This window comes from Paraburkholderia haematera, assembly GCF_905220975.1.
In the GTDB taxonomy this organism is placed as follows: domain Bacteria; phylum Pseudomonadota; class Gammaproteobacteria; order Burkholderiales; family Burkholderiaceae; genus Paraburkholderia; species Paraburkholderia haematera.
Genome location: NZ_CAJNBK010000025.1, coordinates 20,435 through 42,566, shown reverse-complemented (window position 1 = coordinate 42,566; position 22,132 = coordinate 20,435). Strand labels below are relative to the sequence as shown.

General features: G+C 62.8%; 16 protein-coding genes. 11 read left to right on the top strand and 5 right to left on the bottom strand.

Annotated features, from left to right (window positions below; genetic code table 11):
- Positions 1-50: 50 nt before the first annotated feature.
- The 5 genes from aruF to astE are packed head-to-tail and all read left to right on the top strand — an operon-like array spanning position 51 to position 6,001.
- Complete coding sequence (aruF, locus tag KHO23_RS28845) at positions 51-1,109, top strand: arginine/ornithine succinyltransferase subunit alpha (protein WP_211615615.1); 1,059 nt, start codon at positions 51-53, stop codon at positions 1,107-1,109.
- Positions 1,106-2,143, top strand: coding sequence for an arginine N-succinyltransferase (gene astA / locus KHO23_RS28840; RefSeq protein ID WP_211615528.1), 1,038 nt, complete (start codon positions 1,106-1,108; stop codon positions 2,141-2,143). Before aruF ends, astA begins: the two co-directional genes overlap by 4 nt.
- 2 nt (positions 2,144-2,145) lie before the next feature.
- Positions 2,146-3,609, top strand: coding sequence for a succinylglutamate-semialdehyde dehydrogenase (astD, locus tag KHO23_RS28835; protein ID WP_211615526.1), 1,464 nt, complete (start codon positions 2,146-2,148; stop codon positions 3,607-3,609).
- Positions 3,610-3,618: 9 nt separating this feature from the next.
- On the top strand, positions 3,619-4,959 hold the full coding sequence (gene astB, locus KHO23_RS28830; protein WP_211615524.1) for an N-succinylarginine dihydrolase: 1,341 nt from the start codon (positions 3,619-3,621) through the stop codon (positions 4,957-4,959).
- Positions 4,943-6,001, top strand: coding sequence for a succinylglutamate desuccinylase (gene astE, locus KHO23_RS28825; protein ID WP_236067025.1), 1,059 nt, complete (start codon positions 4,943-4,945; stop codon positions 5,999-6,001). Before astB ends, astE begins: the two co-directional genes overlap by 17 nt.
- 61 nt (positions 6,002-6,062) lie before the next feature.
- On the opposite strand, the gene gstA is transcribed toward astE, so the two are convergent.
- On the bottom strand, positions 6,063-6,692 hold the full coding sequence (gene gstA / locus KHO23_RS28820) for a glutathione transferase GstA (protein ID WP_211615522.1): 630 nt from the start codon (positions 6,690-6,692) through the stop codon (positions 6,063-6,065).
- A gap of 126 nt (positions 6,693-6,818) precedes the next feature.
- On the opposite strand from gstA, the gene KHO23_RS28815 reads away from it, so the two are divergent.
- Together KHO23_RS28815 and KHO23_RS28810 are read left to right on the top strand one after the other, a co-directional pair.
- Positions 6,819-7,727: a LysR family transcriptional regulator gene (locus KHO23_RS28815; protein WP_211615520.1), complete on the top strand. Its 909-nt coding sequence runs from the start codon at positions 6,819-6,821 to the stop codon at positions 7,725-7,727.
- Positions 7,728-7,984: 257 nt separating this feature from the next.
- On the top strand, positions 7,985-8,779 hold the full coding sequence (locus KHO23_RS28810; RefSeq protein WP_211615519.1) for an ABC transporter substrate-binding protein: 795 nt from the start codon (positions 7,985-7,987) through the stop codon (positions 8,777-8,779).
- Between the two features lie 163 nt (positions 8,780-8,942).
- Here the strand turns inward: KHO23_RS28810 and KHO23_RS28805 are convergent, their stop codons facing one another.
- A complete protein-coding gene (locus tag KHO23_RS28805) occupies positions 8,943-9,701 on the bottom strand; it encodes an acetoacetate decarboxylase (protein ID WP_211615517.1) in 759 nt (252 codons plus the stop codon).
- Between the two features lie 295 nt (positions 9,702-9,996).
- Between KHO23_RS28805 and KHO23_RS28800 the strand changes: the two genes are divergently transcribed.
- Positions 9,997-11,385 (top strand): EAL and HDOD domain-containing protein, encoded by a 1,389-nt coding sequence (locus KHO23_RS28800; RefSeq protein WP_211615515.1) that lies wholly within the window; start codon positions 9,997-9,999, stop codon positions 11,383-11,385.
- Positions 11,386-11,576: 191 nt separating this feature from the next.
- Here KHO23_RS28800 and KHO23_RS28795 read toward each other — a convergent pair whose 3' ends face one another.
- Together KHO23_RS28795 and KHO23_RS28790 are read right to left on the bottom strand one after the other, a co-directional pair.
- Entirely contained in the window at positions 11,577-13,034 is a 1,458-nt protein-coding gene (locus KHO23_RS28795) for an HDOD domain-containing protein (RefSeq protein WP_211615513.1), read from the bottom strand.
- Between the two features lie 91 nt (positions 13,035-13,125).
- Positions 13,126-14,940 carry a putative bifunctional diguanylate cyclase/phosphodiesterase gene (locus KHO23_RS28790; RefSeq protein ID WP_211615511.1) on the bottom strand — a complete coding sequence of 605 codons (1,815 nt, stop codon included), beginning with the start codon at positions 14,938-14,940 and terminating at the stop codon, positions 13,126-13,128.
- Positions 14,941-15,238: 298 nt separating this feature from the next.
- Between KHO23_RS28790 and KHO23_RS28785 the strand changes: the two genes are divergently transcribed.
- The 3 genes from KHO23_RS28785 (at position 15,239) to KHO23_RS28775 (ending at position 17,842) form a co-directional block, all read left to right on the top strand.
- Entirely contained in the window at positions 15,239-16,573 is a 1,335-nt protein-coding gene (locus KHO23_RS28785; RefSeq protein WP_211615509.1) for an EAL and HDOD domain-containing protein, read from the top strand.
- A gap of 139 nt (positions 16,574-16,712) precedes the next feature.
- On the top strand, positions 16,713-17,276 hold the full coding sequence (locus tag KHO23_RS28780) for a peroxiredoxin (RefSeq protein WP_211615507.1): 564 nt from the start codon (positions 16,713-16,715) through the stop codon (positions 17,274-17,276).
- A 101-nt stretch (positions 17,277-17,377) separates the two neighbouring features.
- Positions 17,378-17,842 carry a hypothetical protein gene (locus KHO23_RS28775; protein ID WP_211615505.1) on the top strand — a complete coding sequence of 155 codons (465 nt, stop codon included), beginning with the start codon at positions 17,378-17,380 and terminating at the stop codon, positions 17,840-17,842.
- A gap of 975 nt (positions 17,843-18,817) precedes the next feature.
- Here KHO23_RS28775 and KHO23_RS28770 read toward each other — a convergent pair.
- Positions 18,818-22,132, bottom strand: coding sequence for an efflux RND transporter permease subunit (locus KHO23_RS28770; protein WP_211615503.1), 3,315 nt, complete (start codon positions 22,130-22,132; stop codon positions 18,818-18,820).

The following is a 22,132-nucleotide window of genomic DNA, read 5'->3' as shown; positions in this document are numbered from 1 at the left end:
GGCGCTGAGCTAAAGCACTGAATCATGCGTCACATTCAACAGGAACGATGATGCTCTTCGTACGCCCCGGCCGCCTCGCCGATCTCGATGCGCTCGAACACATGGCGCGCACCGCGCAACCGGTGCTGCATTCGCTGCCGCACGACCGGCGTGCGCTCGAAGCGCGCGTCGCGTTGTCGGAAGACTCATTTCGCGCGGATGTCGATTTTCCGGGCGAGGAGTTCTACCTGTTCGTGCTCGAAGATGCGGAGAGCGGCAAGCTGATGGGTACGGCGAGCATTGTCGCCGCCGCCGGTTATTCGGACCCGTTCTACGCGTTTCGCAACGACGCGCTGATTCATGCGTCGCGTGAGTTGCACGTGAATCGCAAGATTCACGCGCTGACCATGTCGCACGAATTAACCGGCAAGAGCCGGCTGGCGGGTTTTTACATCGACCCGTCGCTGCGTGGCGATGCGGCCGCGCAATTGATGTCGCGGGCGCGGATGATGTATATCGCCGCGAATCGCAAGCGCTTCACGCCGGAAGTGTTCTCGCTGCTGCTCGGCGTCACCGACGACTCAGGCGTGTCGCCGTTCTGGGAGGCGGTGGGGCGCAAGTTCTTCGGCCGCAACTTCGCCGACATCGAAATCGAATCGGGTGGCCGCAGCCGCACCTTTATCGCCGAAGTGATGCCGACCTATCCGATCTACGTGCCGTTGCTGCCGGAAGCGGCGCAGCGTGTGCTCGGCGAGCCGGATTCGAAGGCGCTGCTCGCGTATGAGATTCACCTCGAAGAGGGCTTCGAGACGGATCGCTTTATCGATATTTTCGACGCGGGTCCGGTGCTGACGGCGCAGGTCGATCGCAGTGCCTGCGTGACGCGCAATGAAACACGCCTGGTGCGCGAAGCCGGCACGGCTGCCGACGGCTCGACGTATCTGATCGCGCATAACGGTGCGGACGGCGAGTTCCGCTGTGTGCTCGGGACCTTGGTCGGCGGTAAAACAACTGGCGCGTCGTTGTCGCATGCGGCGCGTGCCGCGCTCGGCGTGACGGAGGGCGACACGGTACGCTGCGTGCCCTTGCACCAGCCGCATCAGGAAGAATTTTCGGGAGACGCACAATGATCGTCGTTCGCGTTGTGCAACGAGGCGATGTGGACGCGCTCATGCGGCTCGCGCAGGAGACCGGTCCCGGTCTCACCACGTTCAAGCCGGATCGCGATGCACTCGCGGCGCGCGTTGAACGTGCGCGCCGCACGATGGAAGACAAGGCCGAGCCGCACGAAGCCGGCTACTTCTTCGTGATGGAAGATACCGACACCGGCGACGTGGCCGGCGTATGCGGGATCGAAACGTCGGTCGGCCTCCAGCAGCCGTTCTACAACTACCGCGTGAGCACGGTCGTGCACGCGAGCCAGGACCTCGGCATCTGGACGCGCATGCGCGCGCTGAACATTTCGCATGACCTCACGGGTTATGCCGAAGTGTGCTCGCTGTTCCTGAGCCCGCGTTATCGCACGAGCGGCGTCGGCGGTTTGCTGTCGCGTTCGCGCTTCATGTTTCTTGCGCAATTCCGCGAGCGTTTCCCGCAGCGGTTGTGCGCGGAATTGCGCGGCCATTTCGACGCGGAAGGCACCTCGCCGTTCTGGCGCGCGGTGGGCTCGCATTTCTACCAGATCGATTTCAACGCGGCGGACTATCTGAGCTCGCACGGCCGCAAGGCGTTTCTCGCCGAGCTGATGCCGCGTTATCCGGTGTATGTCGAACTGTTGCCGGAAGAAGCGCAGGAATGCGTCGGCCTGACGCATAACGACACGATTCCGGCGCGCCGCATGCTCGAATCCGAGGGGCTGCGCTACGAGAATCACGTCGATATCTTCGACGCGGGCCCGGTGCTCGAATGCCATATCGCCGACTTGCGCACCGTGCGCGAGAGCGTGGTGGCGCGGGTGGAAATCGCCGATGTGCCGGTGGGCGCCCCGCAGGATGCACCCCGTTCGATGGTATCGAATACGTCGTTGGGCGATTTTCGCGTGGGCGTGGCCGCGGGCGTGCCGCAAGACGGCGTGTTCCGCATGAGCGCAGCCGAAGCGGCCGCGCTCGACGTCAAGGCAGGCGACCCGGTGCGGGTACTGCCGCTGAAACACAAACAAGGATGATCATGAGCGAGCTTTTCATCGACGGCGAATGGGCCGCCGGCACAGGACCCGCATTCGCGTCGCGCAACCCGGGTACGGGCGCGACGGTTTGGGAAGGCAACAGCGCTTCGGCGGCCGACGTCGACCGGGCGGTGCGCAGCGCACGACGTGCGTTCTCCGCATGGTCGGCGCTGAGTCTCGACGAACGTTGCGGCGTGGTACGCCGCTTCGCCGCGCTCGTGACGGAACGCAAGGAAGCGCTTGCCGAAGCGATCGGCCGCGAGACGGGTAAGCCGCTGTGGGAAGCGCGCACTGAAGCGGCTTCGATGGCGGCGAAAGTCGAGATTTCGATTCAGGCCTACAACGAGCGCACTGGTGAAAAGCGTTCGCCGATGGCTGACGGCACTGCCGTGCTTCGGCATCGTCCGCATGGCGTGGTCGCGGTGTTCGGGCCGTATAACTTCCCGGGGCATCTGCCGAACGGGCATATCGTGCCGGCGCTGATCGCGGGCAATGCGGTGGTGTTCAAACCGTCCGAACTCGCGCCGGGCGTGGCTAAGCTTACTGTGCAGATCTGGCACGATGCAGGCTTGCCCGCTGGCGTGCTGAACCTCGTGCAAGGCGAGAAAGAGACGGGTATTGCGCTCGCCAACCACCGGCAGATCGACGGCCTGTTCTTCACGGGTAGTTCGGATACCGGAACATTGCTGCACAAGCAGTTCGGCGGCCGCCCGGAGATCGTCCTCGCGTTGGAGATGGGCGGCAACAATCCGCTCGTGATCGGACCCGTGGCGGATGTCGACGCCGCCGTGCATCACACAATTCAGTCGGCGTTTCTGTCGGCAGGGCAGCGTTGCACCTGCGCGCGCCGTATTTTCGTGCCGAACGACGCGTTTGGCGACCGCTTCGTGGAACGCCTGACCGAACTGACTTCGCGTATCAGCGTGGGCGAATACAACGCCGATCCGCAGCCGTTCATGGGCGCGGTGATTTCCGCGCGTGCGGCTTCGCGTCTGGTCGCGGCGCAAGAGCGTCTGCTGGCCGACGGCGCGAAAGCGCTGCTGAAAATGGAGCAGCGCGATCCGGAACTCGGCTTCGTCACGCCCGCGATTCTCGATGTAACCGCCGTGAAGGACCTGCCGGACGAAGAGCATTTCGGACCGCTGGCGCAGATCATTCGCTACAGCACATTCGACGAAGCGCTGGACAAAGCCAACGATACCGAATTCGGCCTTTCAGCCGGCCTGCTCGCCGACGACGAAGCGCTGTGGGCGCATTTCCAGCGCACCATCCGTGCGGGCATCGTCAACTGGAACCGGCCGACTAACGGCGCATCGTCGGGCGCGCCGTTCGGTGGCCCGGGGCGTTCGGGCAATCACCGGCCGAGCGCGTTCTACGCGGCCGACTACTGCGCGTATCCGATGGCGTCCGTCGAAAGCGCGCAACTGCAAATGCCCGCGAGCGTCTCGCCGGGCCTTCAATTCTAAGGATCGACGATGCAAGCCACTGAAGCCAATTTCGACGGTCTCGTCGGCCCGACCCACAATTACGCGGGGCTCTCGTTCGGCAACGTCGCGTCGCAGAACAACGAGAAGTCGGTTGCGAATCCGAAGGCTGCTGCCAAGCAGGGCCTGCGTAAGATGAAGCAGTTGGCCGACCTCGGCTTTCATCAGGGCGTGTTGCCGCCGCAGGAGCGTCCTTCGATGCGTCTCTTGCGCGAACTCGGTTTTTCGGGCGACGACGCGACGGTGATCGCACGCGTGGCCAAAGACGCGCCCGAGTTGCTGGCCGCGGCGAGCTCGGCTTCTGCGATGTGGACCGCGAACGCGGCGACGGTGAGTCCCTCAGCCGACACGCACGACGGCCGCGTGCATTTCACGCCGGCCAATCTGTGCAGCAAGCTGCATCGTGCGATCGAGCATGAATCGACGCGCCGCACGCTACGCGCGATTTTCAGCGACGCGGATCGTTTCGCGGTGCATGAAGCGCTGCCTGGTACGCCGGCGCTCGGCGACGAAGGCGCGGCGAACCACACGCGTTTCTGCTCGGAATATGGCACACGGGGCGTCGAATTCTTCGTGTACGGCCGCAGTGAATATCGCCGTGGGCCGGAGCCGAAGCGTTTTCCGGCACGTCAGACTTTCGAGGCGAGCCGCGCGGTTGCGCATCGGCACGGCCTGAAAGAAGCGGGCACCGTGTACGCGCAGCAGAACCCGGACGTGATCGACGCGGGCGTGTTCCATAACGACGTGATCGCGGTCGGCAATCGTAATACGCTGTTCTGCCATCAACTCGCGTTTGTCGAACAGAACGCGGTGTATGACGAACTGCGCACGAAGCTCTCCGGGCTGAAAGCCGAGTTCAATGTGATCGAAGTGCCGGACGCGCAGGTGAGCGTGGCTGACGCAGTTACGTCGTACCTGTTCAACAGCCAGTTGTTGACGCGCCCGGATGGCAAGCAGGTGCTGGTGGTGCCGCAGGAATGCCGCGAGAACGCTCGCGTGGGCGCCTATCTGGACGATCTGACCTCGCACACGGGTCCGATTGACGACGTGCTCGTGTTCGACCTGCGCGAAAGCATGAAAAACGGCGGCGGTCCGGCATGTCTGCGTCTGCGCGTGGTGTTGAACGATGCGGAGCGTGCGGCGGTGACGCCTGGCGTGTGGATCAACGACAACCTGTTCGGCCGCCTCGACGCGTGGATCGAAAAGCACTATCGCGATCGTCTCGCGCCGTCCGATCTGACCGATCCGCAATTGCTCGCCGAGTCGCGCACCGCACTCGACGAATTGACGCAGATTCTCGGTCTGGGCTCGCTGTATGACTTCCAGCGCTGAGCACGGCATGCCGGTTTCGATGCTCGACGATTTCCTCGCCTACACGCTGGCGAGGACGCGGCCTGGCACGCAGGACACGCAGGGTGAGTGTGCCCACAGCGGCGTGCGTTGGTCGTGGCTCGACGACGGCGTCCTGCTCATGGAGCCCGCGGTGCAGGATGAGGGCACGCGCAGTGTGCTCGTCTCTGCCGGCGTGCATGGCGATGAAACCGCGCCAATTGAACTGCTGTCGTATCTGGTGCGCGATATCGCGCGGGGCGATGCAGTCTTGACCTGCCGCCTGCTGGTGATTCTCGGTAACGTCGATGCAATGCGCGATGCGTGCCGTTATCGCGACGACGATCTGAACCGTCTTTTCAGCGGCCGTCATACGCAGGTGCCGCACAGCCACGAAGCGCCACGTGCCGCGGCATTGGAGCAGGCGGCAATGCGTTTCTTCGGCGCTGCGTCGGACGAACCCGGCGCACGTTGGCATATCGACATGCATACGGCGATCCGCCCGTCGGCTTTCGAGCAATTTGCCTTGTTGCCGCATACCGGCACACCGTTTTCGCGCGCCATGTTCGAGTGGCTCGGCGAAGCGCGCATTAGCGCGGTTCTGCTGCACACCACCAAGGGCAACACGTACTCGCACTTCACCGCGCAGGCATGTGGCGCGCAAGCGTGTACCCTCGAACTCGGCAAGGTGCGCCCGTTCGGCCAGAACGACCTGACGCGTTTCGCCAGCGCGGACGAGGCGCTGCGTCGTCTACTGGCCGGTACAGCACACGGCGGCGTGCCCGCGGCGATGCCGCGCGTGTTCACCGTGATCGACCAGCTCACCAAGCAAAGCGACGCATTCGAATTACTGGTCGCGGCAGATGTGCCGAATTTCACGCCCTTCGTGAAGGACACCGTGCTTGCGCGCGACGGCGACTATCGCTACACCGTGCGTCACGATGAGGAACGTCTCGTGTTTCCGAACGCAACGGTCAAGCCGGGCTTGCGCGCGGGGCTGCTGGTGGTCGAGACCACGCAGGACACGCTGTCCCGCCTCGTTTAGCCGCGTCGTTGCAGGGCAGAACGTTGCGCGCCTTGGCGCGCAACGTCTCATACCCTACCGCTTAAGCGGCTTGCGCCGCGCTCTCCCTGACCAGTCCTTCCGCCACCATCGCCTCACGCACCTTCGGCCGTGCTGCCACGCGCGCCAGATACGCGGTGAGGTTCGGATACGGGCTCAGATCCACCGACAGCATGCGCGCCCAGCTCAGCACCGTGAACGCGTACGCATCGGCGACCGAGTACTGCCCGGCGAGATAGTCGCGCGACGTGAGCACGCCCTCGAGTTCGCCGAAGCGCGTGGCGAGTTTCGTGCGGCATTCGAGCTTCGTCGATTCGGCTGTCTCCTGATGCCAGAGCCACGGGCTGAAGGTCTTGTGCAACTCTGTGCTGATGTAGGTGAGCCATGCGACCGCCTCGAGCCGTCGCGGCGTTCCGGCGGGCGGTAACAGGGCGCGCTCCGGCGCAAGATCGGCGATGCATTGCAACAGCGCGGCGCCCTCGGTGTGGCGCGAGCCGTCGTCGAATTCGATGAGAGGCACGTAGCCGCGCGGTGAGATCGCGTAGTAATCGTCGCCATTGGTGAGCCGGTGCGTTTGCAGATTGACCTTGACGGTTTCGAAGTCGAGCCCGGCTTCGCGCAGGGCAATGTGAACGGCCAGCGAGCAGGCGCCCGGTGAGTAGTAGAGTTTCATGGTGTCACCGCTATAAACGAGAGTGAAGTCCCGGCAGGTGCCGGTGGCAAGGCTCGTCGGCCGACAAGTCGATGTGGTAAAAGTACCTCGGATCGCATTCAGAATAAACAGGCGGCTTGCCAAACCATGCGTGCAAAAACGCAATACGAACTGACTTCGGCGGATACCCAGACCATTCTTGCGCTGGTGCGCGCGGGCACCCTGGCTGAAGCCGCACAGCGCCTGGGTATCGACGCCTCGACGATTTTTCGCTCGGTGCAGCGGATCGAACGCGGGCTCGGGCAGCGTCTGTTCGAGCGCTCGCGCAGCGGTTATCGCGCGACCCCGCTCGGTGCGCAACTGGCGCGCCATGCCGAGCGCATCGAAAGCGAGCTCGCGGCGGCGCGCTCCACCGTCCAGGCAAGCAGTGACCGTGTCAGCGGCGCTGTTCACGTGACGACCACCGATACCGTGCTCTACGGCCTCCTGCTGCCCGCGCTGCATGATTTCGCGGCACTGCATCCGGCCTTGTCGTTCGAATTGACCGCCACCAACAGCCTTGCGAGCCTGACCAAACGCGACGCCGATATCGCGGTGCGCGCCACGCGCCGTGCACCGGACCACCTGGTCGGCAAACATGTGGGCCCGCTGCGCATCGCCGTGTTTACCGCGAAGAGGAGCGGTATCCAGGCGAGCGATGCCGATGCGCTGTCGCGCTGCGATTGGGCGGCGCCGGACAGTTCGCTCGGCGATCATCCTTCGGTTCTGTGGCGCAAACGGCATTGTCCGACGGTCGAGCCGCGGTACAAGACCAATAGCGTGATGGCGGTGTTCGAGTTGGTGGTGCGCGGCTTCGGCGTCGGCATCTTGCCGACGTTCCTCGCGCGCGGGCGCGACGATCTCGTGCAATTGACCTCGCCGCTCGACGAAGCCGAATCGCAGGTCTGGGTGCTGGCGCATCCCGAGTCGCGTCATCTGCCGCATGTCGCGGCGGTCTACACGCATCTGTCGCAGCGGCTCGGCAGCGATTTCGCGGCGGGCGACGGCGCGGTCTAACGTGCATTGGACCGCGCGCCGGCTTGTCTGAACGCGACACAAAGTTGCACCTTCAAGCGCGCGTGACCCGCTACTGCCAACGAGCCGGGCAAAGGGGCGCCCACAGGGCCGCGATTCGAAGCCTGTACAATCGCGCCCTCGCGGCTGTTGCGCTGCACCACACCGGCCGCACGAGTTTGAATCGGTTTTTTGGCGCGGCAATCATGCTGGCCCGGATTCGGCTCCGTCTTATTCAATACCGTAGAGGAACACCCGTAATGAAGATGAATTGGCGAAACATGGCTGCGCTCGCGCTGTTCGCGACGGCAACGGTAACGGCAGGATCCGCAACAGCGGCGGATATCAAGGAAGTGCGTTTCGGCGTCGAGGCGTCGTATGCGCCGTTCGAATCGAAGTCGCCGTCGGGCGAACTGCAAGGTTTCGATATCGACATCGGCAATGCGGTCTGCGCAAAGCTGAAGGCGAAGTGCGTGTGGGTCGAGAATTCGTTTGACGGCCTGATTCCGGCGTTGGAAGCGCGCAAGTTCAACGCGATCAACTCGGACATGACGATCACGGACCAGCGCCGCCAGGCCATCGAATTCACCGATCCGATCTACACGATCCCGAATCAGATGATCGCGAAGAAGGGCAGTGGTCTGCTGCCTACGCCGGCCTCGCTCAAGGGTAAGCACGTCGGCGTGCTGCAAGGCACGATTCAGGAAACCTATGCGAAGGCGCGCTGGGCGCCGGCGGGTGTGGACGTCGTGCCGTATCAGACGCAGGACCAGATCTACGCCGACCTCGCGTCGGGTCGTCTGGACGCCGCGTTCCAGGACGCGGAAGCGGCTTCGAAGGGCTTTCTGAAGAAGCCGCAAGGTGCGGGCTTCGAATTCGCCGGCCCGGCCGTCACCGACGAGAAGCTGCTCGGCGCGGGCGTGGGCTTCGGCATCCGCAAGGGCGACAAGGCGTTGAAGGACGCGTTGAACCAGGCGCTCAAGGAACTGAAGGCCGACGGCACGATCGACCGCTTCGCGGCGAAGTACTTCGACGTGAAGGTCGTGTTGAAGTAAGGCGTTGTGGGCTTTGCCTGACTGGTTTTGCTCGATGCAAACGGCCGCTGATGCGGCCGTTTGCATTTTGGGCGGTGCTTGAAGCGTCGTCTATTTCACGTAGGTCCGGCGCATTGCTTCATACGCTTCAGGCGCTTCATGCACGCCGCGCCGCGACGGTCGCTCAACGAATGTTGGCCGTGGGCTGATCGAGATAGTCGAACACGACCTCACCCAGTCCGAGCGTCAGATCAGCCATCAGATGCCGCGCTTCGACGATTTCGAGCACCGGCAGTTCCGCGACCGGCGCTAGCGCATGGTGTGCCAGTTCGAGCGAGGCGGGGCCCGTCCATGCACCTTTGAGGGTGACGTCCTGCAGGTAGTAGCGCACCAGTTCGCAAATGCGCGGCGTGCCGTCCACGTGCGGAATCACCTTCAGCAGGAAGTTCGGCGCTTCCAGGCGTTTCTGCTGCTGCGCGAGATCCAGTTGCCGATGCTTGTAGCCCATCGTGCCGGTGGCGATGCGAATCGGACCGTAATCGAGCGTGCCGACCAGGGTGTCGGTGTGCACTTCGAGCACGGGCTTCGCGAGCTTCTTCGGAAAGCCCCACAATTCGCGGCCGCCGGCGATCGGCGGATGGTCGTCCAGATACATGGCCAGCGTGTAGCCTCCCGCGACACCGTTGTACGACACCGGGATCACCTGGCCGCTTTCCGTGTAGTCGCCGAAACCGGTCGAATCCGGCATGCGAATGAATTCGTAATGCACCAGCGGCTCGCCGATCTGGAGCGGCTCGGGCACCACGGCACGCAATTTGTCCGGATCGGTGCGGTAAGTGATGATCAGGAATTCCCGGTCGATGAAACGATACGGGCCCATCGGAAATGCCGGGCTCGTGATTGGCATCGCGAAGGCATTTGACAGCACGCTTTTGACGTCCATGATTTTCCTTGTTGGTTAAAGGTCGGTGGTGGAACGCTTTTGCACTGCACAAGAGTATCGTCGATTCTTGCCTGGCCTTCAGCGAGACATGTATCCAATTATTTCGAGATATTGCGGCGTTGACATGTCCGCGCGCGGCGGCCTGCGATAAAATTGCCTGGCGCATCGTAGGCACATCATAGATGCCACGGGCCTTGGGGCCTCGTACGCACGCTCTATGTGCGGCGAAAAAAGGGTGCAGCGAAAACCAAAATACAGCAGGAAGCGCCTGGGCGGCGCTTAGCGGGGGATTGGAATGACCACCATCGCGATCGAGAATCCCGGCCAGACAGGTGCCGCGGACGATGCGCAACTAAACGTGAGCTTCGCGCGTCAGCCGATTCTGAATCGTGACGGCATGCTGTGCGGCTATGAGATCAAAGTGCGCGCGCCTGATTTGCCAGCGGGCGCTGAATCTGATGCAGACGCGGCGGTTGCGTCTCATCCCCCTGCGGGTCGGGATGCAGACGCCGATGCCTTGCCGGGCCGCGCGCCCGAGCCGGCGCAGCGCGTGGCGCGAGCGGTGCTTCGCGGTCTGATGCAGGGCAATGTGCGCGGTGCGCTCACCGGGCATCCCGCTTACGTCGATGTAAACCGCGAGATGCTGTTCGACGACTCGATCCTGCATCTGCCCACTGACCGCTTCATGTTCGAACTGTCGCCGTCGATTCAGGTCGACGATGCGCTGATCGCGCGTATCGTTCAATTGCACGGCCGGCGCTATCGCTTCGTACTCGATGAAGTGAGGCAGCCCGATGAAACGTTTGCGAAGCTGCTGCCCTACGCGGAAGTGGTCAAGATCGATTTCACGCACGCGCCGAAAGCGCTGTTGCCCAAATTGGCGAGCGTGCTCAAGTCGGCGGGCAAGCTGTTGATTGCGCTGGGTCTCGATGCGCAGAGCGATTTCGAAGAGGCGCATGGTCTCGGTTTCGACCGCTTCCAGGGCTACTTCTTCGCGCGTGCGCAGACCTCGACGACGCGGCGTGTCAGCGCGCCGCGGCATGCGTTACTGAACCTGCTGCAACTGCTGTCGGGCGACCCGACCGTCGCGCAACTCGAAGCCGAACTCAAGCTGAATCCGGTGCTGGTCATGCATTTGATGAAGCTCGCGAATTCGAGCGGCCTCGCGGTCGGTCACAAGGTGACGACACTGCGTGAAGCGATCAACGCGACCGGCACGAACCGAATCGCGCGCTGGACGCAATTGCTGTTGTATGCCGACGGCCGCAAGGTCGCGCTTGAGGACGATCCTCTACTGCAGCTCGCGGCGACCCGGGCGCGGTTCATGGAACTGGCAATCGAACGCTTGCCTGAAGCCGGCCGTGACGAAGCCGATGCGGCGTTTCTGACCGGCGTGTTTTCGTTTGTCGATGCGGTGTTTGGTGGTTCGCTCGAAAGCACGTTGAATGTGCTGACGCTGTCGCGGCCGATTCAGGCGGGCATCTTGCATCGACAAGGCGTGCTGGGGTTGCTGCTGACGGCGGTCGAAGCGCTCGAGCGTGGCGCGTGGGATGAGCTCGATGCCTTGTGTGCGCGCTTGCAGCCGTTGACGGTGGAGGAGATCGCGGAGTTGGGGTTGGCGGCGGGGGCGTGGGCTGGGGTCGCGGATCGAAGCGCGGAGGGGTTGGAGCGGATTGAGGATTGAGGGGTGAGGATTGAGGATTGAGGATTGAGGATTGAGGATTGAGGATTGAGGATTGAGGATTGAGGGGTGAGGTATGAATCAGAGGCCGGCATGCGGCGCATGCCGGCCTCTGAGCATCTGAGATTCATGACTTAGGGCAAATACAAAACCGGTGAGTGTGAAGCGCCGTGATCAACGATCACGCCACGTCTTCACATCGTCTCCATTTCCCGCATCTGCCCCAAGCCGAAAAAACGTCCTAACTCCTTGGCCAGTTCATTCAACGCGCTCATTTCCTTCTGCGATATTCGGCGTGGCTCCTGCGTATGAGACCAGTCGCCATATAACAGCGCCACCGTCTGATCGGTTTCGTCAACAACCGGCAGCAGCACAAAGGCACGGGCATCGTCGAACGAGCGTCGGAACCATTCCGGTAACCGCGCGACCATCTTCGGGTCTCGCGCGTTCTCGATGAAGATGCCTACCGAGTTGGCTATCGCGAGATGAAACACGTCGGGCTCGAACGCGGTGTTGAACGATAGCTTCGGCAGCGCCGCGTCGATCTTCGGACCGAGCCCAAGGCGCGCCTTGAAGGTGCCGTTGCTGTGCTTGACGAACACCACCGTGCGCGCAAAGCCGAGCGCAGCCAGGACGGTTTCCGCGGCCAGCGCCAACGCCGGCGCGAGCGCGCTGCCGTCGGGCAGTCCGCGCAGATCGCCCACGCCTGCCGCGATGCGCGCCTGCGGATCGAGCGCCTCGCGCGCGATGGCGTCCGCATTGGCACGCAACTCGACGATCTCGCGCATCACGCCGTCGCCGCCTTCCTCGCGAGCGAGCGCGACACTCATCTGATGCAGCACGTCCGGATCGGTATTCAGTGCGTGGCTGTATTCCTGTGCCAGTTCGGCGATGCGTTCCTCGCGTTGCCAATCCGGCATGTTCTGCTGGGTCAGCACGTCGGCGACAGCTGTCGAATAGTTGGTGATGGCGCGCAGCCATTGCACCTGGCGCGGCTGTTCGACATCCAGCGGGTCGAACTCGCCCATGCCTGAGCGGATCATGTCGGGCAAGCGCCAGCGCACCGCGGCTTCGGCGCCGATTTCGTCGAACGTGACGCCGAGCACCAGAACGCAGGCATCGGCTTCGAGCGTACCGTCTTCGATATGACGGCGGATCTGATCCCATTCGGCGTCGAGATAGAACACCACCAGCAGCTTGCCGATCTGCCGCATCAGCGTGCAGACCACGGCTTCTTCGCCGGCGCGCAGATCGCCGCGCTCGGTCAGCTTGCGCGCGACGCAGCCCGACAACAGCGTGCGGTTCAATTCGAGTTTCGCGTCGATGCGGCGCGGCGCGCTGTGATGAAAGTGATCGACGATTTTCAGGCCGACCACCAGATGGCCGACCGCGTCCATGCCGAGTACCATCAGCGCGCGCGACACCGTGGTGATGTTGCCGCCGAACGCCATGTACATGGCCGAGTTGGCCAGCCGCAGCACTTTTTGCGTCAAGGCGAAGTCCGACAACACGACCTGTACGAGGCCGGTGAAGTCGAGGTCATCGTTGTTCATCGCCGCCATGGTGGTGCGCAGCGACTGCGACAGCATGGGGAAATCGCCGCGCTCGCTCATTCGCGTCCAGAGCCGGTCGAGCACCGCCGCCTTTACCATGTGAGTCCCGCCAAAGCTATACCTGTTCCAATGAGTGCTGCACCGGCACGAGGCCGGCATCTTCCGCTGCGCACGAGATTTGCCTGCATTGCTATGCCGTGTGCAGGTGAAGCGTGCGCGCTTCGAAACGCTGCGCGAGTTCGTCGGAAGGCAACGCCTTGCAGACGAGCCATCCCTGAATGTGGTCGCACCCCATCTCGGTGAGCAGGGCGCGTTGTGCTTCCGTTTCGACGCCCTCGGCAACCAGTTCGAGATCAAGCGTTTGCGCGAGCCCGACGACCGCGCTAACGATTGCCTGATCGTTCCGGGAGGTTAGCAGATTCTCGACAAAACTCCTGTCGATCTTGAGCTTGGCCAAGGGGAATCGTTGCAGGTAGGCCAGGCTCGAATAACCGGTGCCGAAATCGTCGACGGCGAAGCGGATGCCCATCGCGGTCAGCTCTTCGAGCAGGACCTTGGCGTGCGCCGGGTCGTGCATCAGCAGGCTCTCGGTGATTTCGAACACGACGCGGCGCGGATCGATGCCCGTCAATTCGATCGCTTCGCGCACGGAGTCTTTGAAACGCGGGTCGCGGAACTGCTGCGGCGATACGTTGACGGCGACGTATTGCAACGAGATGCCCCGTGCGTCCCACTGGATCAACTGCATGCAGGCAACCTTCAACACCCAGTTGCCGAGGAAGTTGATCAGGCCGATCGATTCCGCGAGCGGAATGAACATCGAAGGGGGGACGAGGCCGTGCACGGGATGCGCCCAGCGGATCAACGCCTCGACGCCGACCACGCCGTGCGTGCGGCTGCTCGTGATCGGCTGGAAGTGCAGCGAGAACTCGCCGTTGCGCACACCGTCGTAGAGATCGGCTTCGAGCTTCAGGCGTTCGGCGTCGGCGGGGTTGTCGTCCGGTACGTAGAAAGCGAGCGTGTTGCCGCCGGCCGCCTTGGCTTGCAGCAGGGCATGATCGGCCCAGCGCAGCAGGTGCGTATCGTGGGCGGCGTCATCGTTGGCGTGGCGCACATCGGGGTAGAGCGCAATACCGATGCTGGCCGACAGATGCACCTGCTGGCCGTTGAACACATACGGCTGCTGGATCGCGGTCAACAGGCGGCGCGCCAGCGTTTCGGCCGCGGCGGCCGCGTCGGTGCGGCTCGCGGCGGGCTTCACGAGGATCGCGAACTCGTCGCTGGCGACACGCGCCACCGTCTCGCTCGGGCTCGTCATATTCAATAGACGCCGCGCGGTGTCGCGCAACATCTCGTCGCCGGCATCGTAGCCGAGCGCGCGGTTCACGCGCTGATAGTCGTCGAGGTCGAGCAGCAGAAGTGCGGCCGGCGTGCCGTGGACATCGGCTTGCTGTTGCGCGTCGAGCAGCGCGGGAATCAGCGCCGGCTGATTGGCCAGATTGGTCAGGCGGTCCAGGTGCAGCGCCTGGGTCAGGCGTTCCTCGGTGGCGCGCCAGGCCGACACGTCGAAGCCGGCGATTGCATAGCCGTCGACGCCGTCGTGGCTGCTGCGCACCACGCGCAGCTCGACTGTGATCGGATAGGTCAGCGACTTGATGAGGCCGAGCGTGGCTTTCTCGACGTTGCCCGTGGCGGTGGCGCGCGTCAGCAGCGCGTCGAGACGCGCCACGTCGGCGGGCGCCACGAGATCGTGCAGCGTGATGGTCTCGAGATATTCCCGGTGATAGCCGATGAAACGCAGGCTGGCGTCGGAAACATAAAGGAAGCGCAGTTCCTGATCGACGTGCGCGAGCAGGTCGACGGCGCCGACCACCTGTTCCAGTTGCGCTGTACGGCTGGCGCGTCCCTGCGGTTCGACGTGGGCACGCCGGCCGAACGCACGAAACCGGTCGATGACCGTGCGCAAGGAGCCCCGGCGGGGCGCGGTGATCCTGTTCGCTTCCATGTTTGTCGCTGGCAACCTGTGTTCGTCTGCAGGCGGGGCGGCTCACGGCCCGCCGTGTCCGGGCGGTTAGGTGGTATCAGGCCGCCCCATCAGAACGAGATAACGACCCGCCGCGGGAAATCTTTAGCGCATGCTGTAAAAAACAAATGGTAAGGGAGCCGGTAGGAGGCCCGGCGTTGTGGCGGGAGTGATTCGGTTAAAGTGCAACGGCCTGGCGTCCGTTAATACGTCTAACCTGTCGCGCAGTGCCGGATATGACGTCGCTGCGCAGCTTTCCGAACACTTGCACCGATGATCCATGTCTGAACGTCACTTTGTCGGGGCCATCCCCCGGCACGTCGAGGTGCTTGAACAATGTGCCGAAAACGCCGACCCGGCGTCCGGAGCGCAGTTCGTTTATCTGGGCCGTCAGCCGATTCTCGATCGCGACGGCGCGCTCAATGCTTATGAATTGCTGTTTCGAGCCAGCGCGCATAACTATGCCGAGGTCAGCGACGACGCCCAGGCAACGGCGCAGGTCGTGGCTCGCGCAATCGGCGGGATCGGCGTGGCGGCCGTGCTGGGCCAGCACCGCGGCTTCGTCAATATCGACCGCGCGCTGCTCTTTAACGATATCGTCCATTTGATGCCGCCTGAGCGCTTCGTGCTCGAGATCCTCGAAACCGTCAAGTTCGACGCCCATCTGGCCCGCCGGCTGACCGAATTGCGCCGCGCCGGCTTTCAGGTGGCGCTCGACGACGTCAGTGAACTATCGGATGAGCTGCTCGCTGCGCTGCCGCACGCCGACATCGTCAAGATCGATTTCCTGCAGACCGAGCGGTGCGCGCTTGCCAAACTGGCCTCGATGGTGCGCGGCCATGGCAAGACACTGATCGCGGAGAAGGTCGAGACGCGCGAAGACTTTGCGCTGGCTCGCGACCTCGGCTTCGATCTGTTCCAGGGCTACTTCTTCGCGAGGCCGCAGGTGCTGGCCGCGCCGCGCAATCGTTCGCCGCGGCCTGGTCTCCTGCGTTTGCTGGCGCTGTTGTCGCGCGATGCCGGGATTGTCGAGCTCGAAGCGGAGCTCAAGCAGAACCCGAGCGTGGTGGTGCAACTGCTGCGCCTCGTCAATTCGAGCGCGTTTGGGCTGGGGCGCAATATTGCCTCGCTGCGCGAGGCCATCATCGCCACCGGCACGCGGCAGATCGCGCGCTGGGCGCAATTGCTGTTGTACGCGGACAGCGGCGATCTGCCGTGGCGCGCCGATCCGCTGGTGCAACTGGCCGGGACACGCTCGCGCTTCATGGAATTGGCCGCGGCCTGGCTGCGCCCGTCCGATGACGATTTTGCCGATGCCGCTTTCATGACCGGTATTTTTTCTCTGGTCCACGTGGTGGTGGGCAGCACGCCCGCTGCTGTGCTGGAGAAACTCGGCCTTGCGCCGCAGATTCGGGAAGCGATCGTCACGGGTGGCGGCGCGCTCGGCACCTTGCTGCGAATTGCCGAAGTAGCCGGCGAGGGCGGCGATGCCACCTCGATCGCAGCCGGACCCGATGCACCGCCCGGCTTCGCGACGCTCACGCCCGAGGTGCTGGCGGAGCTGAATCTATCTGCTGCGGCGTGGTTCGGCGCGCATATCGAAGAAGCGGCCTGATGCATCCTTTCTGCGGGTTCTGACGTACCTTGTCTGTACGTGGTCCAATAGCGCATGGAGGTTGCCGGCGTTCCGCCGAACGCCGCGACCGTCATCTGACTGCGCCCACAGAGTGCGTTAACGTTTCTAGGAACTGCAGATGAAAAGAAAATTCATACCGGCGGCGCTGGCTGCCGTCCTGTCGGTGGGATTCGCGATGCATTCGCTGACGGCCTCGGCCACGCTCAAGCCGGGCGATGCAGCGCCGCCGTTCTCCACGGAGGCTTCGCTGGGCGGAAAGACTTACACGTATTCGCTTGCTGACCAGTTGAAGAAGGGGCCGGTGGTGCTGTATTTCTATCCTGCGGCCTTCACGAAGGGCTGCACGATCGAAGCGCACGAGTTTGCCGAAGCCGTCGACGAGTACAAGAAATATGGGGCGACGGTGATTGGTGTGTCGCACGACAACATCGACACGTTGACGAAGTTTTCGGTGAGCGAATGCCGCAGCAAATTCCCGGTGGCGGCCGATGCCGACGCGAAGGTGATCGGCGCCTATGATGCTGGTTTGCCGATGTATAGTTCGATGGCCAATCGCGTGTCGTACGTGATCGCGCCGGACGGCAAGATCATTTACGAGTACACGAGCCTGTCGCCAGAGAAGCACGTCGAGAACACGTTGAAGGCGGTGAAGGATTGGGCCGCAGCGCATAAGCAGCCGTAACGGTTTGGTTCGCGCGGTTGCGCATTTTTCGCAATGGTTTTTTGCCGTGAACTTTGGGTATTGTCCGTGCTAGCCTGAAATTTTTGCCGGGTGAACTTGCCATGCCGATTGTTGTTGCGTTGATTGCGCTGATCGCGCTGGTGTATGGCGCGGTGCGCGCGTTTTATGCCTTGCAGGCGGCGTTTGGGCTGGCTGTTGCGATTGGGGTTGCAGTTCTTGTTGTTTTGCTTTTGATTGCTGCCGTTGTTTATTGGTGGCGGCGTCGGAAGGAAGTCGCTGCCAATATTCGCGATGGCGATTGGACTCACGAGCTTAAAGGGACATGGGGTGCGGTCCGGCTTGCTGCCGGTAAGCGGTTCTGTGAGATTCGCCTGGGCGGCGAGCAAGGGGCCTATATCTTTGCCGATCTGCTCGGCGCTGAGGTGCAGGGGCATGATGCTCAATGGCAGGTCGCTTTGAAAGTCAAAGACGCTAAGCATCCGGTTTGGGTTTTGCCCATGGTGGGCGAGCGGCAGGCTAAGCAGTGGCGGCGGGTTTTTTTGCTTGCTGTTGAGCAGAGGTTATGAGGGGGGCCTGATCGGCGGGTTGTTTTTGGTTTTGGGTTTTTTCTTGATCTGGGATTTTTGGCCTTTCCTTGTGTTCTTATTGGTCTATTAGCGTTCCCCCTGTGCGGGGGGGCACCTACTTTTCTTTGCTTGCCGCAAAGAAAAGTAGGCAAAAGAAAGCGGCTCAAACCGCTAATTCTTAAGCGGGTCCCCTGGCTTGGAGGAGGTAGTGGTGCATCTGGAATCTGTGTTCTCGCACATTCGGCGGGAGTGACAAAGGTGTCATCAGTTCCCACTCCGCACTGCGTGCGTCGCGGACGGGGCTGCATGGGAAACCAGGGGCTTCGGTTGCGCGTGGTGGGAGCCATCGGCCTTGCACACAAAAAATCAGACACTCCCCGCGCGCCGACGCGGTGCTTCATAACACCATCGTCCGCGGTTGGCATCGCGATCTACTCGTTGCCGCGGTCGCGGCCCATCGTCGCATCGCCGCTGTGATTGCGGCTTCTCGACTTCGGCTTCGCCTGTCGCTACGAGATGAGGGTGCGTGCGACACATCGACATTTCATTTGAAGTGGGGTTCGCCTCCGGGCGCAGAGGTGTTTCGCCGAGGCGAAGCCGATGGGCCCCCACCACCCACAACCAAAGCCCCCTGGTTTCCCAAGCAGACCCATCCGCGACGCACGCAGTGCGGAGTGGGCGCTGATGAGCCCTTGGTCACTAACGCGGAGTGTGCGGGGGCACGGATTCCAGATGCACCACTACCTCCTCCAAGCCAGGGGACCCGCTTATGAGCTGGCGGTGTGAGCCGCTTTCTTTTGCCTACTTTTCTTTGCGGCAGGCAAAGAAAAGTAGGTGCCCCCCCGCACAGGGGGAACGCTAATAGACCAATAAGAACACAAGGAAAGGCCAAAAATTCCAGATCAAGAAAAGACCAAGAATCCCAAATCAAGAAAAGACCAAAACCACAAACACCCCGCCGAGCAGGCAAAAAAATCAAGGAGCCGCCATCCCAGATCTCCGAGCCTTCCGCGACTCCCACCGCACCCGAATCCGATCCATATAAAGATAAACCACCGGTGTGGTATACAAAGTCAGCATCTGACTGACAATCAACCCACCCACAATAGCAATCCCCAACGGAGCCCGCAGCTCCGCCCCTTCCCCGCGCCCAAACGCCAAGGGCAACGCCCCAAGAAGTGCCGCGCAAGTCGTCATCATGATCGGCCGGAACCGCAGCATGCAAGCCTGATAAATCGCATCCCGCGACGACAACCCCTGCCTGGAAGCTTCAATCGCAAAGTCCACCATCATGATCGCGTTCTTCTTCACAATGCCGATCAGCAAGATCACCCCAATCAGCGCAATGATGCTGAACTCAGTCTGGAACAGCAGCAAAGCCAACAGCGCCCCCACGCCCGCGGAGGGCAGCGTGGACAAGATCGTCAGCGGATGGATATAACTCTCGTACAGCATCCCCAGCACGATATACACCGCGGCCAACGCGGCCAGAATCAGAATCGGCTGGTCGGACATCGACTGCTGAAATGCCTGTGCGGTCCCCTGGAAACTGCCGTGTATCGTCCCCGGCATGCCGATCTGCGCCATCGTGTCGTAAATCGCCTGCGTCGCTGTCGATAACGACACACCCGGCGGCAGATTGAACGAAATCGTCGAGGCCACGAACTGGCTCTGGTGATTCACCGATAACGGCGTGTTCCCCGGGCCGAAGCTCGCGATCGCCGACAACGGCACCATCGTCTCCTTCGAAGTGGACACCGCCGCGCCCGACGAAGCACTCGACTTGCCGCTCGCCGCAATCGAATTGATCGCCTGGTTGCGCGCGGAATCGGCAGCGATGCTCGCCGCGCTCGACGCCGTCGTACCGGCCGTGCCGCCAGTCGTCGCGCTCGTGCTGGTCGTAGCGGTTGTATGCGCGGTCACCGTGCCGGCCGGCGCGTTGGTGGTCTGCGCGCCGCTCGCGCTGCCACCCGAGGTGCTGATGTAAATCTGCTTCAGCATGTCCGGGCTCTGCCAGTACTTCGGCGCGACTTCCATCACCACGTGGTACTGGTTCAGCGGGTTGTAGATCGTCGACACCTGGCGCTGGCCGAACGCGTCATACAAGGTGTTATCGATCTGCGCCGGCTTGATACCGAGGCGCGCGGCGGTGGCGCGGTCGATCGTCACCATCGCCTCGAGGCCGCCTTGCTGCTGGTCGGAATTCACGTCGGCGAGTTCGGGGCGCGCTTGCAGCGCCTCCGTGAGCTTCGGTCCCCACAGATACAGATCGGGCGTCGAATCGGCCAGCAGCGTGAACTGATACTGCGCGTTCGATTGCCGGCCGCCGACGCGAATGTCCTGCACCGCCTGCAAGAAAGTCCGCGCACCGGCGACGTCGCCGAGCGGCGCACGCAGTTGCTGGATCACCTGGTCGGCGGATAGCTTGCGCTCGCTCTTCGGCTTCAGCGAAACGAACATGAAGCCAGAGTTGGTTTGCCGGCCGCCGGTGAAACCTGCCACGCTGTCCACCGCGGGATTCTTGCCGACGATTTCCATCATCTCCGCAAACTTGCCCTTCATCGCCTGAAACGATGTGCTCTGGTCAGCCTGGATGCCGCCGATCAGCCGCCCGGTGTCCTGCTGCGGAAAGAAGCCCTTCGGGACGATGATGTACAGCCAGATGTTCAGTCCGATAGTGGCGAGCAGAATCGTTACGATCAGGCGCGGATGCAGCAGCGCCCAGCCGAGCGTGCGCTCATAACCGCGATGCATCGCCGTGAAGCCGCTTTCGAGCCAGCGTCCAAAGCGTCCTTCTTCTGTCTTTTCGTGGGGCTCGCGCAGGAGGCGCGAACACATCATCGGCGTCAGGGTGAGCGAGACGATCAGCGACACGCCGATCGCGAGCGACAGCGTCAGCGCGAATTCGCGGAACAGCCGCCCGACAATGCCGCCCATCAGCAGAATCGGCAGGAACACGGCGACCAGCGAAATACTGATGGAGAGCACCGTGAAGCCGACTTCGCGTGCGCCGAGGAACGCAGCCTTCATGCGCGGCACGCCGTTTTCTATATGCCGTGAGATGTTTTCCAGCACCACGATCGCGTCGTCGACCACGAAGCCAGTCGCGATCGTCAACGCCATCAGCGAGAGGTTGTCGATCGAAAAGCCCAGCATATACATCGCGCCGAACGTGCCGATGATCGAGATCGGCACGGCCACGCTCGGAATCAGCGTGGCGCGCCAGTTGCGCAGGAACAGGAACACCACCATCACCACCAGCGCCACCGCGATCATCAGCGTGCGCTCGGTGTCTTTCAGCGACGCGCGGATCGTCGTGGAGCGGTCGGCGGCCGGCGCGATGTCGACGTCGGCGGGCAGCGACGCGTGCAATTGCGGCAGCATCCCCATCACGCGGTCGATGGTGTCGATAATGTTCGCACCGGGCTGGCGGTACAGAATCACCAGCACCGAACGCTTGCCGTTGAAGAGGCCAAGGTTGCGCAGATCTTCGACCGAATCGACCACCTCGGCCACATCGGACAGCTTCACCGCTGCGCCGTTGCGGTACGCGATGACCAGATCTTTATACTGCGACGCCTTGCTCGCCTGGTCGTTGGTGTAGATCTGCACGCGGTTCGGGCCGAACTCGATCGAGCCTTTCGGGCTGTTCGCGTTGGCCGCGGCGAGCGCCGCACGCACGTCTTCGAGGCCGATGCCGTAGTGCGACAGCGCATGCGGTTCCAGTTCGACACGCACTGCCGGATTGGCCGAACCGCTCACATCCACTTCGCCGACACCATCCACCTGCGACAGCGACTGTTGCAACACGGTGGCCGCGGAGTCATACAACTGGCCGGCGGTCAGCGTCTTCGACGTCAGCGCGAGAATCAGGATCGGCGCGTCGGCGGGATTCACCTTGTGATACGTGGGATTGCTGCGCAGGCTCGCCGGCAGATCGGCGCGCGCGGCGTTGATGGCCGCCTGCACGTCGCGCGCGGCGCCGTCGATGTCGCGGTTCAGGCCAAACTGCAACGTAATGCGCGTCGAGCCGACCGAACTCTGCGAGGTCATTTCGGTGACGTCGGCGATCGAGCCGAGATGCCGTTCGAGTGGGCTCGCGACACTGGTCGCCACCGTGTCCGGGCTCGCGCCCGGCAAGGTGGCCTGCACCGAAATGGTCGGGAAGTCGACCTGCGGCAGCGGCGCGACCGGCAGCTTGGTGAACGCAAAAATCCCGGACAGCGCGATCCCGACCGCCAGCAGCGTGGTGGCGACCGGGCGGGAGATAAACGGACGCGACAGGTTCAT